The following is a 20,949-nucleotide window of genomic DNA, read 5'->3' as shown; positions in this document are numbered from 1 at the left end:
GCCTGGCCCCAAGGAACTTCGCGCGATGCGCCTGCTGCTGGTTGAGGACGATCCCGAACTGGGCCGCCGCCTGGCCGAGCGGCTGCGCGGGGCGGGCTATGCCGTGGACCTGGCCACCACCTGCGATGCAGCGCGCGACTGGCCGGACATGGACCGCATGGCCGCCGTGGTGCTCGATCTTGGCCTGCCCGACGGCAGCGGGATCGACCTGCTGCGCCACTGGCGCGCGGCCCGCGTGGCCTGTCCGATCCTGATCCTGACCGCGCGGGGAAGCTGGCAGGACAAGGTGGAAGGCCTCAACGCGGGGGCCGACGATTTCGTGGTCAAGCCGGTGCGGTTCGAGGAACTGCAGGCCCGCCTCAACGCCCTGCACCGGCGGCAGGGCGGCACCCGCGCCTCGGCGCTCAGCGTGGGCGACCTGACCCTGGACCCGCTGGCCCGCACCGCGCAGGCGGATGGCGAGGAGCTGGAGCTCAGCCGCCGCGAGTTCGCCCTGCTGCACCTGTTCATGCGCCGCCCCGGCCAGGTGCTGGCGCAAGGGGATATCCTGGAAGACCTCTACGACCTTGAGGCGGAGCGCGAGCTCAACACCGTGGAAGTGCTGGTGGGCCGCCTGCGCCGCAAGATCGGGCGCGAGCGGATCAGCACCCTGCGCGGCCTTGGCTACAGGCTCAACCGGTGAGGGCGGCTCTGCCAGCCTCCGGCAGCCTGCGGCTGCGTTTCGTGCTGGCCGTGGGCCTGTGGGTGCTGCTGGGCATCGCCGGCATCTGGTTCACCGCCACGCAGGTGTTCACCCGCCACATCGAGACTGCCTATCACGAGGAGCTGGAAGTCCACGTGCGCGAGCTGGCGCGGCTGGCCGAGCTGGACGGGGAGGGCGCGCCCTACCTGCTGCGCCCGCTGTCCGATCCGCGGTATGAGGAACCGCTGTCCGGCTTCTACTGGGAGGTAGCGGTCCACGGCCACCCTCCGCTGAAATCGGAATCGATGACCCGCGGCGAGCTGGACCAGCGCGTGGCCCATTCGCCGCAGATCGTCCACCGCATCGAGCGGGGCCCCACCGGGCCGGCCATCACCTATGGCATGATCGAGCGCGGCCCGGCGGGCGAGGAAGTGCACGTCGTGATCGCCACCGACCAGCGCGAGCTGGACGAGGACATCGCCGCTTTCTCGCGCGAGCTGAGCTGGTGGCTGGCGGCGCTGGCCACTGCCCTGCTGGCAACCGGGCTGGTGATGATCGGCATCGGTCTCAAGCCGCTCGACCGGCTGGGTTCGGCAATCAACGCGGTGCGCGGCGGCAGGTCGCGCACGCTGGACGGCACCTATCCCGCCGAGATCGCCCCGCTGGTGAGCGACCTCAACGCCTACATCGCGCAGACCGGGCAGATGGTTGACCGGGCGCGGGTTCATGCCGGCAACCTGGCCCACTCGCTGCGCACCCCGCTGGCCGTGATCACCGACGAGGCGGAGCGGCTGGCGGACAATGAGGCGACCCGCGCCTCGGCCACCGTATTGCTGGATCATGCCGAACGGATGCAGCAACAGATCGATTACCAGCTCGCCCGCGCCCGCTCGAACGCCGTGGCCCGCCTGCCCGGCGAAAGCGTGCCCCTGCCCGATGCGCTGGAGCCGGTGCTGCGGGCCATGCGCCGGCTGCACCCGGACAAGGCGTTTGCGATGCAGGGGTTCGAGAGGCCCTTCAGCGTCGCAGCGGACCAGGCCAACCTGGTGGACCTGTGCGCGATCCTGCTCGACAATGCGGGCAAGTGGGCGGCCCGCCAGGTGACGATCGGGGCGGTCCGCGCCGATGGCGGCTGTCGCCTGACGGTCAGCGATGACGGGCCCGGCATGACCGACGAGCAGATCGCGCGCGCCACCGAGATCGGCACCCGCTTCGATCCGGACATGCCCGGCTCCGGCCTGGGGCTGGCCATGGCGCTCGACATTGCCGAGGCGCTGGACACCCGGCTGGTGCTTTCCCGGACGACCACAGGGCTGGCGGCATCGTTCCGCGTGCCACTGGCGGACAAGACCGCCTAGCGCGGCGGCGTGACAGTCGCCACGCGGTCTGCCTGGAACGATCCCAGCCACAGCTCGTCCTGCCACAGGACCGCTACCGAGTGGCCGTTGAAGCCGGGTTGCGGGTGGCCATAGGCAAGGGTGGCGATGCGCTCCTGATCGCGCAGCAGTTCGCCCACCACCCAGCCGCGGTGGCACAGCATCGGGTCGGCCACCCCGTCCACCACCTGCCGCAGCCCGCCGCAGGCCGGCTCGTCAAGGCGCATCCCGGCCAGCAGCAGCCTGCCTTCGGACCAGCGGATGTTGTCCGGCATGAAATCTGGCGCGGTAATCAGGCTGACGGGGGCCGCGGTGTTCTGCCGGTCGAACACCGCAACCGCGTGCAGGCCGAATGAAACGACATAGAAATGCCGCTGGTCCGGATCGGTCTCGATCCCGTTGTTGCCGGGAAGCTGCGTTCCGGGGAGCTCGCTGAAGCCGGGCTCTCCGGGCCGCCATTGCCATACCGCGCCCGTGGTGCGCCCCAGCATGAAATCGCCGATGGTCGTGCCCGGCCGTGTCAGCACAGTGACCAGCACCGTGCCGTCGGCAAAGGCGGTGACGGAGTTGGCGACCTGCCCCGCCGGCAGCGGCAGGCAGCCGCGCCAGACGATCTGCGGCTCGCCACCGGTCTGCACAACGTCGAACAGCTCGATCGCCTCGCGCCCGCCGTGGTTGACTGCCAGCAGCCGCCAGCGGCCATCGTCCAGCGGCCGCAGGGCAAGGCCCCGGGTGTGCAGCAGGGCCGGATCGGGCGGGCCGGGGCAGGCGGGCAGGGCATCGGCCAGCGGGGCGATCTGGTCCGCCGTGCCCGCGAACCAGCGCCGGGCCATGCGCGCCTCGCCATCGACCAGCCGGATGCCGCCGCCTGGCACGAAGCTGCTGGCCACCAGCCAGCGGGTGCCGGGGATCACTACCAGGTCCTCGGGCCGGTCAAGCCCGCAGATATAGGCAAGCTGGCTGTCGGCCGGGCACTCCTGCGCCGCTGCCGGGCTGCTGGCCAGGCAGGCGAGCCACAGGGCGGCGGTGCAGGAAAGCGCGCGCATCATCAGTCGCGTGGCGGCCTGGGCTGGGCGGGGGACTGGGCGGGCGGCTGGGCGGAACCGGCAAGCAGGGCCATGTCGGCCCAGTGTGGCCAGGCTGCGATCGCCGGTTCGGGCGCCAGCAGGGCTACGCGCGGGTCAGCCAGGTCAAGCTGCGGCCAGGGGCCCAGCCGCTCGCTGCGGGGCACGCCGTCGCGGGCAAAGGCGATCAGGGCGCCGGCCATCTCCCGTTCCAGCGCCGCATCGCCCGGCTCCCAGTCACGCGTGCGGCGGAACAGGTTGAGCGATTCGCGCGTGCGCAGCCAGTAGGGCACGTCACCGGTGTGATAGGCCCCCGCCGTCGCCGGGTCGTGGTCCGAGAAGGACACGCCCGGCGTATAGGGCTGGCGGCGGGTGAAGAAATAGCCGTAGACCGGCGCCGCGCCGTTGCCGGCCTGCGCGCGTGCCCAGCCTGCCATCTGCAGGCCCACCGTGGCATCGCGCGCGATGTCCAGCGCGGCCCGCTGCGGATCGGCTCCGGCATAGGCGGCAAGCACGGCGGCGGCATTGGCCGGAAAGCGCGCGGCAACCTCGGCCTCGAGCTGCGCGGCGCTGGCCGGCGGGGGCAGGGGCCGGAAGCTCTCGTCGCGGGTATAGCCCAGCAGCAGCGGCACATCGTTGAAACGGCCGCTGGCATAAACCTGATCGGCGGTGCCCATGACCACGTGGCCGTCAATCACCACCGGATCGCGCGGGGAGCGCGCGGCGGCCACGCGGTCACCCGGCAGGGCGCGCAGATCGGAAAGCGAGGTTGCGCCCAGTTCCTGTTGCAAGGCCAACCCTTGTGCTTCGGCGGCAGCCAGCGGCACGGGATTGACCAGCCCGCCGAAATTGCTGCCGCTCATCGCCACCGCACGGTGGAACAGGCCGGCGGCTTGCGGGCTTTGTTGCAGCACCGCAATGGCCATCGATCCGGCCGACTGGCCCACCAGTGTCACGTTGCCGGGATCGCCGCCGAAGCGCGCGATGTTGTCGCGCACCCATTCGAGGCCGGCGACAAGGTCCATCAGGCCATAATTGCCCGATGCCCCATAGTCCGCTTCACGCGACAGCTCGGGATGGGCCAAGAAACCCAGCGGACCGACGCGGTAGGACAGGTTCACCCGGATCACCCCGTCGGCGGCCAGCCCTTCGCCCGAATAGTTGGCCATGCTGGCCGAACCGATGTTGAACCCGCCGCCATAGACCCAGACCACCACCGGCAGCTTGTCACGCGCGCCGGCCGGTGCCCAGATGTTGAGGTAGAGGCAGTCCTCGCTGGTCGCCTCCACGCCGAAGTAGTGGTTCTGCGCCGGGCTGCGCAGCGGTTGCAGGCATTGCGGGGCAAACCGGTCGGCGTGGCGCACGCCGGTCCATGGCTCCACCGGCTGCGGCGGCTGCCAGCGCCGTTCGCGCACCGGCGGGGCGGCAAAGGGCACGCCCAGCCAGGCATCTACCCCGGATGGCAGGGTAATGCCGTCGATCATGCCGCCGTCGACGGCAACCGGTTCTTCCGCCGCAGCGGGGCCGGTCACCGCCAGCGCCAGCCCTGCCGCCAGCGCGGTCAGGACCAGGCGCATCACTGGCCTCCCCGGTGCAGGCGGGCATGGAAGAAGTCGAAGGTGGCATTGGTGGCTCGCAGGGTGGCCTCGCGCGTTTCGGCCGGCGTGCGGCCAATGAAGCTGTGGTCGACGTGCGGGATGTAGATCGCCTCCACCGGTACCCCGGCGGCGCGCAGGCGCTGTTCGGCCAGCCGCGACTGGCCAATGGCGACGGTGCGGTCCTCCTCGCCGTGGATCAGCAGGAAGGCGGGGTCCTGCGCATCGATGTAGGTCACCGGGCTGGCGAAGGCATAGCGGTCGGCCGGGCAGCGTCCTGCGCAGCCCAGCAGCCGCTCGGCGGCGGTGTCGACACTGCCCGGCTGGCCGGCTGCCTGCTGGGCAAAGTCGAACACGCCGTACCATGTCACTGCCGCTGACACGCAGGGTTCGCCTGCTGCTGCGGGATCAAGCGCGGTGTCGCCGCAGGTGAGCGCAGCCAGCGCCGTCAGGTGCCCGCCGGCGGAGCCGCCCCACACGCCGACCCGCGCCGGATCGACCCGGTACTGCGCGGCATTGGCGGCCAGGAACCGGATGGCCGCCTTGGCATCCTGCAACTGGGCCGGAAACTGCGCATCGGCAGACAGGCGATACTCGAGGCTGGCTACCACGAAGCCTTCCGCCGCCAGCGCCGCCAGCACCTCGGGGAAATTGGCCAGGGCACCCGAATGGCGCGTGTGCCCGCCCTGCCAGCCGCCGCCGTGGATATATAGCACCAGCGGGTGCGGCCCTGGTTCGCGCGGGACATAGATATCGAGCACCTGCGGGATATGGCCCGACAACTGCTGGTAGATCACGTCGCGCCAGGCGCTGACCCCGCGCGGAAAGGGCACGGCGTGGACCGGAAAGTTGTCGGCCAGCACCGGCGCATCGGCCACCGGAAAATCGCGCTGACCCTGTGCCTGTACCGGCGCGGCCAGCGATGCCGCCAGCAGTGCGAGTGTGGCCGCTCCGGCGTGCCTGTTCATGCTCATCCCTCTATTCTCCCTTGTCAGTCGATGAATTGCGGTTTGTGGCGCGCCTGGGCGGCAAGGCGGATCGGGGCATTGGCCGCGCCGTATCCGCCATAATCGCGCCGCTCGACCAGTTCGAAGAACACCCGGCGGGCAAAGGCGCGGGTGTAGAACTGGAAGTATTCGGCATCGCCGTCGCGGTCATACAGGATGTCGCGCGCGGCCATTCGTTGCACCAGGTCGGGGGCCAGGCCCCAGCGGGCCTCCAGGTCCTCGTAGTAGTTGGCGGGGATTGCCAGCCGCTCCACCCCGCCGGCAATCGCCCGGTCGGCCGCGGCGAAGATGTCGTCGCAGGCAAAGGCGATGTGCTGCACTCCGGCACCGAAATAGTTCTGCACGAAGCGGGCCGACAGCGATTGGTGCGCCAGCGACCCGTTGAGCGTGAAGCGCACAGCCCCGTTGGCCGATTCCACCGCCTGGCTCTGCACCAGCCCCATCGGATCGGCGATCTCCACCTGCGGCGTTTTGCGCATGGCGAACAGGCTGATGTAGAAAAGCAGCCAGCTAAGGAATTCTTCGTACTGCATGGTCTGGGCGATGTGGTCGAGGCTGAGTGCCGGTCCTGCTGCGGGTGCCGGCTCCAGCGGATGTGGAAACTCGTGCGCCCACATGGCCTGCGTCGTGGCCGCTTCCACCAGGTAGAGCAGGCTGCCGCCCACCCCGCGCACCGATGGCACGGCCCATTCGTCGGGCGCGATGGCCTGTTCGAAGCGTTCGATGCGCATGGCATCGGCGCGGGCTAGCGCGGCCTGCGGATCGGCCACGGCAATGCCGATGGCGCAGACCGAGGCACCGTGGACCATGTCGAAACTGTGGGCCAGGCCCTCCTGCTCGCAGTTGATGACGATGTTGGCCTGCCCCTGCTGCCAGCGGGTGACGTCCTTGCTGCGGTGGCGCGCGGTGGGCACGAAGCCCAGCGGCCGCAGCATGGCCGCCAGATCTTCGGCCTCGGCATGGCTGGCGGCAAACTCGATGAATTCCACGCCCAGCGGCTCGCTGCGGGTCGGCAGCGCGGGCACGGGCTGCGCGGGCCGGTTGATGCCGCCCTCCAGCAGGCGCAGCGAGCGGTAGCCATCGGTAGCCACGCCGCTGGCCGAACCGGCGCGGAAGCGGTCGTTGAAGATCTCCAGGCTCCAGAACCCGTCATAGCCGATCCGGCGGATGGCATCGGCCCAGTCATCCAGCGGCAGGTCGCCCTGGCCGGGCATGCAGCGGAAATGGCGGCTCCAGCTGAGGTAATCCATGTCCAGCCGGGGTGCATCGGCCACCTGCACCATGAACAGCTTTTCAGGCCGGATATCGCCGATGCTGCTGGACGGCACGGCGCGGGCCAGCGAATGGAAGCTGTCGAGGATCAGGCCAAGGGCGGGGTGGTCGACATCGCGCACCAGGCCCCAGGCCTCGCGATGGTCGAACACGTGGCGACCCCAGGCCAGGGCTTCATAGCCCACGCGCAAGTCCCGCCGTCCAGCCCGCTCGGCCGCTTCGGCCAGGTCCGCCAGCAGCCGCCCGCGATCCGCCAGCGCGTGCGGCTGGCAATTGGAGCAGACCAGCACGTCGCGCGCGCCAAGTTCCCCCATCAGGTCGAACTTGCGTTCAAGGCGGTCGAAAGTGCGCTGGCGCAAATCGTCAGGCATGCCCTCCAGGTCGCGGAAGGGCTGGAACAGGGTGCAGGCCAGCCCCAGTTCGCGCATCAGCGCGCCGATCTCGCGCGCGGTGAGGGGGGATGAGAGCAGGTCGTTCTCGAACACTTCCGCGCCCTGGAACCCGGCGGCCGCGATGGCCTGCAGCTTGGCCTCCAGCGTGCCGCTGATCGAAACCGTGGCGATCGACGTCTTCATCCCCGATCCTCTTCAAGCCCATTCCTGCGGGGCCGCAGGCGTGCCCTCTTGCCCGCAGGCTAACACCAAAGCGTGGTTGACAACAGAGAAAATGTGAGGGACTAGTTCGTTACATAATTCGGAGTTGGTAACTGGTCATGGCCGTGAAGACGCAGCGGCGCGAACAGGCTATCTGGCAGGGCGGGGGCAGCGGATCGTCCGTGCCGGCCGGCAGCAGAAGGGGTTCCCGCTTGAGCGACCAGAAGGGCCAGCGCCAGTCGCGCGCAGAAGCGCGCGAAAAGGCCATCAACCAGATCATCGACATCGCCACGGCCGAATTCGTCGAAAAGGGCCTGGCCGGCGCGAGGATCGACGAGATCGCGGGCAAGGCCACTAAGCGCAAGATCTACTACTACTTCGAAGGCAAGGAGGAGCTGTACCGCGCGGTCCTCAAGCGGGCCTACCAGCGCGTGCGCGCCAGCGAGGCCCAGGTCGATATCGAATCCGGCACCGCGGTGGAGGCCCTGCGCCGCCTGATCGAGCATGACGTGCACTACCACTCGGAACATTCCGAACTGGTCCGCCTGGTGATGAACGAGAACATCCACCGGGCCGAGCATCTCAAGCAGATCGAAGACCTGCCTTCGGGCAACCGCCAGGTCATCGCCATCCTGGCGCGCATCATCGCGCGGGGCGAGGCGGAGGGCAGTTTCCGCCCGGGCATCGACCCGGTGGAGCTGCACCTCAACATGACCGCGCTCAGTTTCTACAACGTCTCCAACCAGTTCACCTTCGCACAGAATTTCGGGGTCGACATGACCAGCCCCGAAGCGGTGGCGCGGCGGGCCAAACAGGTGGCGGACATCATCATAGCATGGGTGACCAAGCAGGACTGACGCCGGGCGTTCCCGCCCCTGCCTCCGGTCCGGTTTGCGATTGCCTGGCATAACGGGAGGGATGGCAATTGGCTGCAATCGACACGGGTGCCCCGGCGGGCACAGATGAAGGCTGGACGAAGCGCACGCTGGCGGTGGTGGCCTTGTGCTTTGCGATCAACATGGCCGACGGGATCGACGTCACGATCCTGTCCTTCATCGCCCCGCGCATCCAGCAGGAATGGACCATCGGGGCCGAGGTGATGGGCACCCTGTTCAGCGCCGGGCTGCTGGGCATGGCCATCGGCGGCATGCTGATCGCTCCGCTGGCCGACCGCTATGGCCGGCGGCGCATCATCCTGACCGCGCTGGCGCTGATGTCTGTCGGCATGATGGCCAGCGGGCTGGTGACCACCGTGGCCCAGTTCTTTGTCCTGCGGGTGATCGTGGGCGCGGGCATCGGCACGGTGCTGGCGGCGATGGCGGCGCTGGCGGCCGAAAGTGCCCCGGCCCACCACCGCAACCTGGCCGTGGGCATGGTCCAGGCCGGATACCCCTTTGCCGCCGTGTTCACCGGGCTGATCGTGGCGCAACTGCTGCCGGTCTACGGCTGGCACGCGCTGCTGGTTGCGGCGGGCCTGATTACCGTGGTGCTGTTTCCGCTGGCCTGGCGGCTCCTGCCCGATGCCCGCCCGGCCTCTGCCGAACAGGCCTTGGACGGCGGGGTGAAGCGGCTTTTCGCCACCGAATTCCGTGGCCGCACGCTGGCCCTGTGGGGTGCCGTCTTCTTCGGCCTGATGGTGCTCTACTTCATCGTCAGCTGGATCACCAAGTTGGCGATCGAGGCCGGCCTGTCCGAGACCGACGGAATCTACGCCGGCGCGCTGTACAACCTTGGCGCTTTCGTGGGCACCGTGGCCATGAGCTTCCTGGCGGTGCGCATTTCGCTGGGGCGGCTGGTGCCTGTCATGCTGGTGGCGGCGGCGGCCGCGATGATGTGGTTCGCCTCTATTCCCATGTCGGTGGCCGGGACCATGGCCACGGCTTTCGGCATCGGGGTGCTGCTGCAGGGCGGGTACAACGGCGTCTGGCCGCTGGCCGCGGGATCGTACCCTGCCTCGATCCGCGCAACAGGCGTGGGCTGGGCCATCGGCATCGGCCGCGCCGGAGCAATCTTCGGCCCGTGGTTTGGCGGCCAGCTGATGGCGGCCGGGGTGTCCCTGCCGGTGCTGTTTGCCAGCTACTGCGTGCCGCTGGTCCTGTGCGCGATCTGCGCCGCCCTCGCGCACCGGCTGGGCCAGGGAAAGCAGATGGCGATTGGAAATTGACAGGAACTAGTTCGTAACATAAATGAGCCTCCATCGATCGGATTGCAGATCCGGCAAGGGGAGGGTGCATTATGGTTTCGTCTTTTTCTCGTCTCTTGGTGTCGTCGTCGCTGGCCGCCTGTGCCACCGCGCTGTTGCTGCCATCGGCTGCCCTGGCGCAGGCTGGTGCCGAATCGGCAAGCGCGGACGACGATGACACGATCGTCGTCACCGGCTCGCTGATCCGGCGGCCCAACAACACTTCGGTCAGCCCGATCATCACGGTGGGGCCGGAAGCGCTCGACCAGGCCGGCACGATCAACCTCAACGATGCGCTGAACCAGCTGCCCAGCTTCACCACCTCGGGCAATGCCGCCACCGGCGGGCAGGGCACCGGCGGGCGCGCGACGATCAACCTGCGGGGCCTCGGCTCCAACCGCAACCTGGTGCTGCTGGACGGCCGCCGCCTGCCGCTGTCCGACATCTCGGGCAACGTGGACATCAACATCATCCCGGAATCGATCATCGGCGGGGTGGACGTGATCACCGGCGGCGCCTCGGCAGTTTACGGTTCGGACGCGATGTCGGGCGTGGTCAACTTCCGCACCCTGCGCGGGTTCGAAGGCGTGGTGCTGGATGGCCAGTACGGCATCAGCGAGATGGGCGATGCCGAGCGCTACAACACCTCGCTGGCGATCGGTTCGGCCTTCGCTGACGGGCGCGGCAGCGTGCTGGCCGCCTTCAGCTATACCCACCAGGATTCGCTGCAGGGCAGCGAGCGGGACTTCTTCTTCGACAAGGTGCCATCATCGTTCATCGGCACCGGCACCTTCATTCCCAGCGCCACCAACTCGCCCAGCCTGGCGGTGATCCAGCAGGTCTTCGCCGGCTACGGCACCCCGCTGAACCTGCCCGGATCGATCACCCAGGGCAGCCAGGTGGGCAACCTGGGCTTCAACAATAACGGCACGCTGTTCACCCAGAACAACATCGCGGCGGGCGGGGCGGTGGTCCAGCCGGGCGCGGTCAACTATCAGGGCCCCAACGGCACCAATGGCTATGGCGTGTTCGGCAACCAGGTGCGCATGCCGGTGGGCCAGCAGATCCAGATCCTCAACTCGCTGGAGCGCAAGACTGCCTTCGTCAACGGCGAGTACGAGCTGGCCCCGAGCATCACCGCCTATGGCCAGTTCCTCTATGTGGACCTGACGGTGAACACCGAAAGCGGCGGCAGCCTGACCCAGTTCCCCACGCTGACCAGCGTGCCGGTGACCAACCCCTTCATCACGCCCGATCTGGCCCGCGTTTTGGCTTCGCGGCCTAATCCCACGGCCAACTTCACCTGGAACGGCCGCTATGTCGGCGTGCCGGACAAGAACTGGGACGAGAACTACGTGGTCCAGCAGTACGTGCTGGGCTTCCGCGGCGACATTACCGACGGCTGGACCTACGACGTGTTCGGGGCCTACGACCAGTCGCGCCATACCCAGGTGATGCACCAGGCGGTGCTCAAGTCGCAGGTGCAGCGGCTGCTCAATGCGGCGGACGGCGGCCGGTCGCTGTGCAGCGGCGGGTTCAATCCCTTCGGTGACAGCAACGCCCGCAGCCTCTCGGCCGCCTGCGTCGATTTCATCACCAAGGATGCGATCAGCATCGAGGACCTGACGCAGACCCAGTTCCAGGCGCAGGTCAACGGCAACCTTTTCGACCTGGGTGCCGGGCCGGCGCAAATCGCGCTGCTGGGCAGCTATCGCCGCAACACCTATGCTTTCGCGCCGGACCAGGACCTGACGGCAGACAGCGGCTTTGCCCCGGGCGCCAACATCGAAGGCGTGGTCAACACCCTGCCGCTGGGCCGCACGGCGATTGCGGTGAAGGAATTTGCCGCGCAGGTCGACATTCCGCTGATCGCCAACAGCCCCTTTGCCGAGGAACTGGCGATCGGCGCGGCGGGCCGCGTGTCGGACTATTCCACGGTCGGCTCAGTCCACAGCTACGAATTCGACGCCCGCTGGCGGCCGGTAGAGGACCTGCTGATCCGTGGCAGCTACCAGCGCGCCGTGCGTGCGCCCAACATTGCCGAGCTGTTCTCGCCCCCGCAGGGTGCGCAGCTGGTGATCGGCACCCCGCCGGGCGCGCTGGGCGATCCGTGCGACGTGCGCTCCACGGCGCGCACCGGAGCCAACGGCACCCAGGTGGCCAACCTGTGCGTGGCGCAGGGCGTGCCGCAGGCGGGGATCGGGTCCTACCAGTTCCCCACCACCGCCACCGGCCAGGTGAACACGGGCAATGCCCTGCTGACGCCGGAGCGGGCCAATACCTTCAACGTGGGCGCGGTGTTCAACTCTCCGGCGAGCGACGGCGTGTTCGGCGACTTCTCGCTGTCGGTCGATTACTACAACATCAGCATCCAGAACGTGATCTCGCCGATCCCCGGCCTGACGGTGCTGTCCAAGTGCTACAACTTGGATGGCAGCAACCCCAGCTACAGCACCACCAACGAGTTCTGCCAGCTGGTGCGCCGCGATGCCAACGGCCAGCTGCTCAACGTGTCCACGCCGTTCCAGAACCTGGGCGCGCTGAAGACCGACGGGGTGGAGGTGCAGGTGCGCTGGAGCGTGCCCGCGCCGTTCCTGGCCGATAGTGGCCGGGTCTATGTCGACAGCGCGATCGGCTGGCTCAATTCGTTCAAGGTGCAACTGCTGCCCGGGGCGCCGTTCCTCGACTATACCGGCATCAGCAACGGCGGGGCCGGACCCAACAGCGTGCCGCCGCGCGCCACGCCGGAATGGAAGGCGCTTAGCACCTTCGGCTACCGGACGGACGACTTCAACGTGGGCCTGCGCTGGCGCTTCCAGGGGGCGATCGACGATGTCAGTTCGGTGCTCACGCCCAACAACGTCCAGGTCGGCGTCTCGTCCTACCACCTGTTCGACCTGTTCGCGAACTACACCTTCGAGAACGGTCTGGAACTGCGCGCCGGGGTGACCAACCTGTTCGATCGCGGCCTGCCATTCGTGGCCAGCTCGCAGAACTCGACCGATGCTGCGCTCTACGACCTCGTCGGCCGCTCGTTCTTCCTTGGCGCAACCTTCGAATTCTGATCGAAGGGCACCCGCCTGCGACCGCCGGTACCCCATTCTGGCGGTCGCAGGCCAGTTCCACTAGAGAGGTGACATGCTGCGTACGGGCCTCATAGGACGATCGATACTGGCGTCGCGATCGCCCTGGCTGCACGAGCAGGAGGCGGCGGCGCAAGGGATCGAGCTGGCCTACGAGCTGTTCGATTTTACCGACCGCGAGTGGGACGACAGCGCCCTCGGCCGCCTGCTGGACCGCCTTGCGGCCGAAGGATACGCCGGGGTCAACATCACCTTTCCCTTCAAGCAGGCGGTGATCCCGCTGCTGGACGAGCTGGCCGACTGCGCGCGACTGGTGGGGGCGGTCAATACCGTGGCCATGCGCGATGGCCGCAAGATCGGTTACAACACCGACAAGACGGGCTTCGAGACCAGCCTGGCCGAAGGGCTCCCGGGGGCTGCCCTCGACAGGGTGCTGCAACTAGGTGCGGGCGGAGCCGGCGCGGCCGTGGCCAATGCCCTGCTCAGCGCGGGCACGGGCACGGTGATGATTGCCGATCTCGACCTGGCGCGGGCCGAGAACCTCGCCGCCTTGCTGTCCGGCCATTTCGGTCCCGGCAGGGCCGTTGCCTGCCGGATGGACCGGCTGGATACCAGCGTGGTCGATGGCATCGTCAACACCACCCCGATGGGCATGGCCACCAACCCCGCCCCGGCCATTGCCGTGGACCTGATCGCCCCGCGCCACTGGGTCGCCGACATCGTCTATTTCCCGCTGGAGACCGAACTGCTGCGCGCCGCCAGGCTGCGTGGCTGTCGCACGCTTGACGGCAGCGGCATGGTGATCGGCCAGGCCGCCCGGGCCTTCGAGATTTTCACGGAGCGGAGGGCCGATCGGCACCGCATGCGGGCAAGCTTTTCGCGTCACGTCGGCGCCGATACGCTTCCTGGAGCCTGATCCCTTCCCGGCGATCCGCGCCGCCAGCGGCTGCGGCCCACTTCCATGCCTGAGGACTTGCACCAGCGCGGCCTAGGGAAAACCCCTTGGCTGGTGACACGCGGGCTTAACCCGTGGTGACGAAAACGCGAACGTTCATACCAATATCGCCCGAGGGCAGCGATGCGACTGATGTTACGCCAGGTGATGGCCCTGTTCCGGCTCGACACGAGCGACGGCGAGCTGGCGCACGCGCAGTTCCGCTCGTTCTCGCGGCAGATGCCACTGCTCTACGCCATTCTCGTCTGCAATGCTGCCGCGATCATGATCGAGTTCTACCGGCCGGAATATCCCTTCCGCACCGTCATCGCCCCGTTGGCGATGTGCGCGGTGGGCATCAGGCGGGCCATATGGTGGTACCGCCAGAAGAATATCGAGGCGATTTCGGATGCCGAGATTTCCGCGCTGATCCGCCGCACGTGCAGCCTGGCAGTCATCATGACGCTGGGGTTCGAGGGATGGTGCATGTGGATCTACCCCCTGGGCGATGCCTACGCCCGCGGACACCTGACGTTCTTCCTGGCACTGACCCAGGTCAGCTCGGTATTCTGCCTGATGAGCATGCGCGCGGCCGCCTTGCGGGTTGCGCTGGCCAGCACGGTAGCGTTCGTCCTCTATTTCTCGTGGATCGATGACGGCAAGATGATCGTACAGGCAATTGTCCTGAGCTTTGTCGGGGCGGGCATGATGGTGGTCACGCACCGCTACAATCTCGATTTCTCACAGATGATCCGCTCGGGCCGCGACCTGCGGTGGCGCCAGATTGAAACCGAGCGCCTGAGCGAGGAAAACCGGCGGGTATCGCTGACCGATGCGTTGAGCGGCCTGCCCAACCGGCGCCACCTGCTCGGCCGGCTTGATACGCTGGACGCATTGCCGCCGCCGGCGCAGGACACGCAGGCGGTGATCTTCATCGATCTGGACGGCTTCAAGGACATCAACGACGCGCATGGCCACCATGCAGGCGATACGCTGATCAGCTGCCTGGCAGCGCGCTTGCGCAAGGCCTGCCCGGGCCATGCCATGCTGACCCGCGTGGGGGGAGACGAGTTCGCCATCCTGATCGAAGTGCCCAATGCCACTTTCCAGGCCCTGTCCATCGCCCGCCACCTGGCCGAGGAGATCTGCCTGCCGGTGGTCTTCCAGCGGCATGTTCTCCAGGTGGGGGCAAGCATCGGCATTGCCAGCAACCTGGAAGGTCAGCTCAAGGCCCACGAGCTCCTCCGCCGGGCCGACATCGCCATGTACCATTGCAAGAGCAACGGCAAAGGCGAGATCGCGCTGTACGACAAGGCGTTCGACGAAGGCCGGCTGCACCGGATGCTGATCGAGGAGCAGATTGCCAGGGGCCTGGTCAATGACGAATTCGATGTTTTCTACCAACCCGTGGTAGACGGCGCGACCGGCTCGATCGTGGCTGCAGAAGCCCTGATCCGCTGGCCCCGCCGGCGCGAGGGCCAGCTCGACCCGGACCAGTTCATCGCAATCGCCGAGGCCACCGGGCAGATCCATCCGCTGGGTGCGCTGGTCCTGCGCCGCGCCTGCCAGGACTTCGTGCAGTTGCCGGGGCTTCGCCTCAGCGTCAACGTGTCGCCGGCGCAGTTTCGCGATCCCGGCTTCGAACGCCAGGTTGCCGAGATCCTGCAGGAGACAGGGTTTCCCCCCGATCGCCTGCAACTGGAAATTACCGAGGGCTACCTGCTTGCCCAGCCGGAACGGGCCATCAGGATGATCGGAGAATTCAAGGCGATGGGCATATCGGTTGCCCTGGATGATTTCGGGACCGGCTTCACCTCGATCCATTACCTCCAGTCCTATGGCTTCAGCCATATCAAGATCGACAAGTCGCTGGTGAGCGGATTGCAGCCGGGCAACAAGGCTTCGCTGCTGGTGGCGGGCGCCATCCTGCTGGCCAAGGGGCTCGACATGGAGGTCATCGCGGAAGGAGTCGAATGCGTTGAACAGGCCGATCTGCTGCGCAAGCCGGGGTGCGACTACCTGCAGGGCTACATGTTCGGCCGCCCGCTTTCCTTTGGGGACTTCTCCCAAAGCATGCCTGCCCGGCCAGCCCCGGCATCCCGGGAACACGGGGTAGTATCGATGGGCAGGGCGGCAGCCTGACGCGGCAGGTGTCGATGGGATGCCGGGGGCCTTTCCTCGAACAGTCACGCTGGAGGCAGGCTTGCGGCATTCGCTTATGCCATGGCAGCAATCAGCGCGTTCCTGATGAATGACTCGTCGAGCTCGTCGACCTGCATCGATGGCTCGGGAAAGAAGGCCAGTGTAAAGAAGGCGCCGCGGACGGTAATGCCGAAGCGGGTGGCTGAACGCACGGGGTCAGTCGCTCCCAGCCGGGCGAACAGTTCGGCATCGCGCCTTTCCCGCGCATCGAACTGGGCCTTGAGCAACAGCTTCAGCTCCTCGTCCCGCCGGGCCAGCAGGAAGCACTCGTAGCGCGCAAGCTGGATGACCTCGGGCGTGTTGTCACGCACGTGCCGGATCATGCGGACGAAGAACCGGACGACCGTCTCCAGCGTGATTTCTTCACCGCTTGCCAGCAGATCTCCGACCATCGCTGTGAAACGGTCGCTGTCTGCCTTGAACAAGGCGCGGATGGCCGCCCCCACCAGGTCTTCGCGCCGCCGGAAATAGGCCGAGGTCGTCCCCATCGGCAGGCCAAGGTGCTGATCGATGGCCCGGTGCGTCAATCCCCGGCTGCCATGCCGGCCGAGAACTTCCAGCGCCGCGCGGGCAATGGCCGGCCGGCGTTCCCCCCGCTGCAACGCCTGCCCTGGTGCACTGTTTGAGGTTGCAGGGTTCAACGGAGGAGCTCCCGGGTTCACGCGTCCCGCAGTCCGCGCATTTCCATTTACGACCCCCGAATTGACCGATGCAAGGCTGGTCCTGTCAGAACCGGTCCTGGTCGTTCGCGACCCTGACGCGGCCGGAGTAGTGGTTGCCGATTTCGCGGGCATAGCGGGCCGCCGCGTCCCGTTCGCCCTGCGCCTCGCCCCCGGCCAGGTGGGTCACCACCACTTCGCCAACGCCCGCGGCATGCGCCATCATGCCGATATCGGCGGTAGTCACGTGATGTTCGCGCAGGTGGCGCTCCATATTGGCCGCTTCTGCGGGTGAAAGCTGGGGCGCGCGGCGACGCACGTTGGCGATGGTCGCCTCGACGTCGATCATTTCGGTGACGAGCATGTCCGCACCCTGGGCCAGGGCGGTCACCTTGTCGCTGGGCCCGGTGTCGCCGGTGTAGACGATCGACCTCTGCGGAAGATCGAACCGGAACGACAGCGAACGGAAGTCCCGCTCGTTGGCCGACCCCGGAAGGAAGCTGTAGTGCGTGTTGCTGGCAACGCGCACGGTGAAATCGTCGAGCGTCACCACGTCCCCGTCGTCGAGTTCCACCACCGTGATCGAGGCACCCGGATCGATCGGCACCTCGCCCGGTACGCCAAAGCCCGACCGCGCGCTGGGCTGCATGGCCGCGATCAGGCCGTCAACGATGGCGCGGGTGCCCGGGGGGCCATAGATCGTCAGCGGTCCGGTCCCGCGGGTCTGCAGGCGCAGGCCCAGCGCGCCGAAGAGGCCGCCGATGTGGTCGAAGTGGATGTGGCTGATCCAGATGCTGCGCAGTTCCTGAAAGTCCGCGCCCGCCACCGTCATGGCCGTCGCTGCGCCATCGCCGACATCGACCAGGTGGGCGCTGCCGTTGCGCACCAGCAGGTTGGCGGGCTCGGCGCGGGCGGCACTCGGCATCGGACCGCCCATCGTGCCCAGGGTCACCCATTCATAGGAACTTTCTGTCCGCTCTGTGGCGGTAGTGGCATCACCAGAACGGGCCAGCGCGCTGCTCACGGGAACAAGAGGCGTGGCCAGCGCGACCGCAAGGACCAGCGAACGAAGTGTGGAGCAAGGCATGGTGGAATCCTTTTGATGGAGCAGGTCAGAGCGCGATTTCGGCCAGGTCGGTGCCGACCACCAGTTCGCCGGAATAGTTACGGCGTACCTCGGCAATATCCTCCTCGGACACATCGCCGATGTGCGTCAGGACCAGCTTCCTTACCCCGGCACGGGTTGCCAGGAGGCCCACTTCGGTTGGCGAGAGATGCTCCTCGTCCATGTGCCGCAGTACCTGGGGCGGAACGGCCAGGCGATCGGCGGCAGAGACCATCTCGGCAAACATGATATCGGCGCCGCGGGCCAGCTCGTCGACGCGGGGATCGGGGCCGGTATCCCCGGTAAACACGATCACCCTGCCGCCGGTTTCGAACCGCAGCGAATAGGATTTGTTGGTCGCCGCAGGGCTCTCCGGCCCGAAGCGGAAGTGATGGTTCTCGATGGCCGTAACGGTCACCCGGTCATCCTGGTAAACCGGGTTCTGGGTGAATTGCGTGGCATGCAGGAACTGGTCGGGAGTCAGCGGCAGCCGGTTCTCGACCATGCGGATATTGGCGCTGACCTGCAGCATGGCCGCCAAGGCCGTGCGCAGCTGGTCCGTGCCTGCCGGACCTACCAGGTGGAGGTTGCGCGACCGCAGGGTGTAGGCAAAGGTGGCCAGCGCGGTGAGACCGGCATAGTGGTCGTCATGCAGGTGGGTCAGGAAGACGACGGGAATTTCCACGTCACCGATTCCGGCGTGCGCCAGCTGGCGGGAAACGCCGTCGCCGGCATCGACCAGGTAGTTGCGGTCGCCTATCTGCACCAGCGTGGCGATGCCCGAGCGGTCGACGCGACCGCCGGGGCCGCCGCCGGTGCCCAGCAGCGTCATGGTGACGGCATGCGCGTCACTGGCAACCGCTGTATCCGACGCCAGCACCGGCGCAGAGGCAGTTCCCGCGCAGGCAGGTCCCCCTGCCAGCAGCACCAGTGCGGCCGCAACAGTTCGCAAGCGATCGACCATCATCTTCTCCCCTCCCCCTGTCCCGCCGTGATGCCTTGGGGCGGCGGTGCTGCCGCCGCTTATCAGACGTCGTAACCCCGCCGCACCCCGACGGCCGCAGGGAGCCATGTGAGATGTGGCTGGTTGCCGGCACCGGGTAGGATCACTTCGTTCTCGATGGTGTTTTCCCCCCGTGATCGAAGTGTTCTACATATGTAGATGACATGCACCGTGGTCCACTCCAAATTGATACTCTCGCTAGTCCTCTATCGATCCCGTGGTGTCGCCCGCCCCAGGAGCCCCGGCCAAACAGGAGCGAACGCGGGTGACCGGAAGGTGCACGCCTTTTTGCATATTTTCCGATGGCCAGATTCATCGGCGGACGCTGATGAATGGGAAAATGGTGCCGCTTACAGGACTCGAACCTGTGACCCCCGCATTACGAATGCGATGCTCTACCAACTGAGCTAAAGCGGCTCACCATGTGATCCACCCCTCGCATATTGCCAGCGTCACGCTGGGGCAATGCAAGGGAAGTGGAGGCCCGAGCCGGAATCGAACCGGCGTGCAAGGATTTGCAGTCCTCTGCGTAACCACTCCGCCATCGGGCCTTTTCAATGAGTTAGGGCGTTCCACGGGTGGTTTTCCGCAGTGCTTGTCCTCATTTTCCGCAATTTGCCCTTTCGGACACCCTGCGAGGGGGTGCGTCTAGCGCGATTCCGGACGGGGTCAAGCCTGCGATCCGAGGCGGGCAATCGCGGCTTCGGCGTCGGCGCGCTGGGCGGCGTACTTCATGGCCATCTGATAGGTGCGGTGGCCGATGATCGCGCTGACCTGGCTGACCGTGCATCCCGCTTGGGCGAGGTTGCCGGCGGCCGCATATCGCAAGCCGTGCATCGAGCGGCGAGGCATCCCATCGATCTTGCCGATAGCGCGGTAGATAGCGCTGGCGAGTGCGTTGGCGTTGGTGGGCTTGCCATCGGCCATGCGCAAGATGGGCCCGGCGAAGCGGGTGCGGATCTGTTTGAGGTGCGCGGCCAGCACCGGGTGGCAGGGGATCACAAGCGGTTCATCAGTCTTGTTCTGCCGCACCCTGATCATGTTACCGAGGCAATCGCTCCACTGCATGGCGACGACGTCGCTGGCGCGCTGGCCGGTGTGGAGCGCCAGCAGCACGGCGGTTTTCATCGGCGCGTCACAGCGGGACAGGAACAGCGCGATCTCCTCGGCCGACCAGATCTCGATCGGCGTGGCCTTGCCCTTCAGTTTCTTGAGCGCGCGGCCCGGATTAGCGAAGCCCGCAGGCAGCAGCTCCTCATCATCGGCCCAGCTGTAGAGCAGACTGGCCACCTGTTTCACTTTGTTGGCAGTGCGTGCGGATTTGCCGCTGGCGAGCACGGAATCGCGCACCAGCTTGATCGCGGCGCGGTTGATGCAATCGAACCGCTCCGGGCCTAGCGCCGGCAGGAGAAGTCGATCAAGCACCTTCCCGTAATCCAGCTGGGTAGCGGGGGCGAGCTGGTTGAATTCGGCGCTGGCGCGGTATTGGTTGGCGAGCCACTCGAAGGAGTGGCGCCCCGGCCCGGCAGCCGTCTCCGCCACTGCATTTGCCCTATCGATCAGTTCGGCATACTTGCGCATGGCCGCTGTGTCGGTGGCCGGATTGCCTGGCAAAGGGCAGTCGGTGCCATCGCGACGAAACCGCCAGTACTGGCGGACGCCGTTCTTTAGCCGCTTGGCGTTGCAATAGGTATAGGGGAGGGCAGAAGGCGGCATGCTGGCTTCCTTGCGGGTCAACTAGCGGCGAGGCGCTGGGCAACGCGTGCGGCGATGTCATCACCCTCTGCCGTGCGCTCGGCCGCGTCAAGGTCCTGACCTGAAAGCGCGTCGGCCCAGCGATCGAGGTCGCGACGATCGTAAAGCACTCGTGTACCCAAGCTTCTAGGCTGCGGCCCCTTCGTGCGCAGCGTGGTGGTGCCGATCGACAGATACGCCGCAGCAAGTTCCGAACTCATCAGACGGGGCCAATCAGGCAGTTTTTCGCGAAGCGTACCCATCGGTGTCCTGCCGGCGAAAGCCTACATCGTTCCTTCGTTGAAGAGGGCGAAGATCACGGCCAGCGCGATGGCGGGGCCGAAGGCGATGGCGACGAACCAGAGGGCGTCCTCGCGGCTTTGGCGGAAGAGGGCGACTTCCTGCCGCCCCCGTTCGATCAGGGTGCGGATGGCGTTCATGATTGCTGGTCCCTTTGT

17 protein-coding genes and 2 tRNA genes are annotated in these 20,949 nt (G+C 67.1%); 7 read left to right on the top strand and 12 right to left on the bottom strand.

Features of this window, described 5'->3' with window-relative positions; translation table 11 throughout:
- Window positions 1-25: 25 nt before the first annotated feature.
- Window positions 26-682 (top strand): response regulator, encoded by a 657-nt coding sequence (locus tag GRI99_RS16980; protein ID WP_160773260.1) that lies wholly within the window; start codon window positions 26-28, stop codon window positions 680-682.
- A complete protein-coding gene (locus tag GRI99_RS16975) occupies window positions 679-2,040 on the top strand; it encodes an ATP-binding protein (RefSeq protein ID WP_160773259.1) in 1,362 nt (453 codons plus the stop codon). The genes GRI99_RS16980 and GRI99_RS16975 overlap by 4 nt, the downstream gene beginning before the upstream one ends.
- On the opposite strand, the gene GRI99_RS16970 is transcribed toward GRI99_RS16975, so the two are convergent.
- Genes GRI99_RS16970 through GRI99_RS16955 form a run of 4 tightly spaced genes read right to left on the bottom strand, consistent with a single transcriptional unit; the run spans window position 2,037 to window position 7,571 of the window.
- Complete coding sequence (locus GRI99_RS16970; RefSeq protein ID WP_237438432.1) at window positions 2,037-3,107, bottom strand: SMP-30/gluconolactonase/LRE family protein; 1,071 nt, start codon at window positions 3,105-3,107, stop codon at window positions 2,037-2,039. The two genes, GRI99_RS16975 and GRI99_RS16970, sit on opposite strands and share 4 nt — an antisense overlap.
- On the bottom strand, window positions 3,107-4,699 hold the full coding sequence (locus tag GRI99_RS16965) for a carboxylesterase/lipase family protein (protein ID WP_160773258.1): 1,593 nt from the start codon (window positions 4,697-4,699) through the stop codon (window positions 3,107-3,109). Before GRI99_RS16965 ends, GRI99_RS16970 begins: the two co-directional genes overlap by 1 nt.
- Window positions 4,699-5,691 (bottom strand): alpha/beta hydrolase, encoded by a 993-nt coding sequence (locus tag GRI99_RS16960; RefSeq protein ID WP_237438431.1) that lies wholly within the window; start codon window positions 5,689-5,691, stop codon window positions 4,699-4,701. Before GRI99_RS16960 ends, GRI99_RS16965 begins: the two co-directional genes overlap by 1 nt.
- 17 nt (window positions 5,692-5,708) lie before the next feature.
- A complete protein-coding gene (locus GRI99_RS16955) occupies window positions 5,709-7,571 on the bottom strand; it encodes a bifunctional sugar phosphate isomerase/epimerase/4-hydroxyphenylpyruvate dioxygenase family protein (RefSeq protein WP_160773257.1) in 1,863 nt (620 codons plus the stop codon).
- Window positions 7,572-7,801: 230 nt separating this feature from the next.
- Between GRI99_RS16955 and GRI99_RS16950 the strand changes: the two genes are divergently transcribed.
- From GRI99_RS16950 to GRI99_RS16930, 5 genes are all read left to right on the top strand, one after another.
- Window positions 7,802-8,446 (top strand): TetR/AcrR family transcriptional regulator, encoded by a 645-nt coding sequence (locus tag GRI99_RS16950; RefSeq protein WP_237438430.1) that lies wholly within the window; start codon window positions 7,802-7,804, stop codon window positions 8,444-8,446.
- A gap of 68 nt (window positions 8,447-8,514) precedes the next feature.
- The gene (locus tag GRI99_RS16945; RefSeq protein ID WP_237438429.1) at window positions 8,515-9,753 is read left to right on the top strand and encodes an MFS transporter; all 1,239 of its coding nucleotides are present in this window, start codon (window positions 8,515-8,517) and stop codon (window positions 9,751-9,753) included.
- Window positions 9,754-9,851: 98 nt separating this feature from the next.
- Complete coding sequence (locus GRI99_RS16940) at window positions 9,852-12,836, top strand: TonB-dependent receptor domain-containing protein (protein ID WP_337192947.1); 2,985 nt, start codon at window positions 9,852-9,854, stop codon at window positions 12,834-12,836.
- A gap of 73 nt (window positions 12,837-12,909) precedes the next feature.
- Complete coding sequence (locus GRI99_RS16935; protein ID WP_160773254.1) at window positions 12,910-13,770, top strand: shikimate dehydrogenase; 861 nt, start codon at window positions 12,910-12,912, stop codon at window positions 13,768-13,770.
- A gap of 171 nt (window positions 13,771-13,941) precedes the next feature.
- A complete protein-coding gene (locus tag GRI99_RS16930) occupies window positions 13,942-15,930 on the top strand; it encodes a putative bifunctional diguanylate cyclase/phosphodiesterase (protein ID WP_237438428.1) in 1,989 nt (662 codons plus the stop codon).
- A 74-nt stretch (window positions 15,931-16,004) separates the two neighbouring features.
- Here the strand turns inward: GRI99_RS16930 and GRI99_RS16925 are convergent, their stop codons facing one another.
- From GRI99_RS16925 to GRI99_RS16890, 8 genes are all read right to left on the bottom strand, one after another.
- Entirely contained in the window at window positions 16,005-16,631 is a 627-nt protein-coding gene (locus tag GRI99_RS16925; protein WP_160773253.1) for a TetR/AcrR family transcriptional regulator, read from the bottom strand.
- Window positions 16,632-16,716: 85 nt separating this feature from the next.
- Window positions 16,717-17,673, bottom strand: a complete 957-nt coding sequence (locus tag GRI99_RS16920; protein WP_160773252.1) for an MBL fold metallo-hydrolase — start codon at window positions 17,671-17,673, stop codon at window positions 16,717-16,719.
- An 88-nt stretch (window positions 17,674-17,761) separates the two neighbouring features.
- A complete protein-coding gene (locus tag GRI99_RS16915; RefSeq protein WP_160773251.1) occupies window positions 17,762-18,721 on the bottom strand; it encodes an MBL fold metallo-hydrolase in 960 nt (319 codons plus the stop codon).
- Between the two features lie 377 nt (window positions 18,722-19,098).
- A tRNA-Thr gene (locus GRI99_RS16910) sits at window positions 19,099-19,174 on the bottom strand.
- A gap of 60 nt (window positions 19,175-19,234) precedes the next feature.
- A tRNA-Cys gene (locus GRI99_RS16905) sits at window positions 19,235-19,308 on the bottom strand.
- Between the two features lie 118 nt (window positions 19,309-19,426).
- Complete coding sequence (locus tag GRI99_RS16900; protein ID WP_237438427.1) at window positions 19,427-20,494, bottom strand: tyrosine-type recombinase/integrase; 1,068 nt, start codon at window positions 20,492-20,494, stop codon at window positions 19,427-19,429.
- Entirely contained in the window at window positions 20,491-20,754 is a 264-nt protein-coding gene (locus GRI99_RS16895) for a hypothetical protein (RefSeq protein WP_202393164.1), read from the bottom strand. The genes GRI99_RS16900 and GRI99_RS16895 overlap by 4 nt, the downstream gene beginning before the upstream one ends.
- A 21-nt stretch (window positions 20,755-20,775) precedes the next feature.
- A complete protein-coding gene (locus tag GRI99_RS16890) occupies window positions 20,776-20,931 on the bottom strand; it encodes a hypothetical protein (protein WP_160773249.1) in 156 nt (51 codons plus the stop codon).
- Window positions 20,932-20,949 lie beyond the last annotated feature (18 nt).

It is taken from the genome of Alteraurantiacibacter buctensis, assembly GCF_009827655.1.
In the GTDB taxonomy this organism is placed as follows: domain Bacteria; phylum Pseudomonadota; class Alphaproteobacteria; order Sphingomonadales; family Sphingomonadaceae; genus Alteraurantiacibacter; species Alteraurantiacibacter buctensis.
This window is presented reverse-complemented; position numbering and strand designations above follow the sequence as displayed.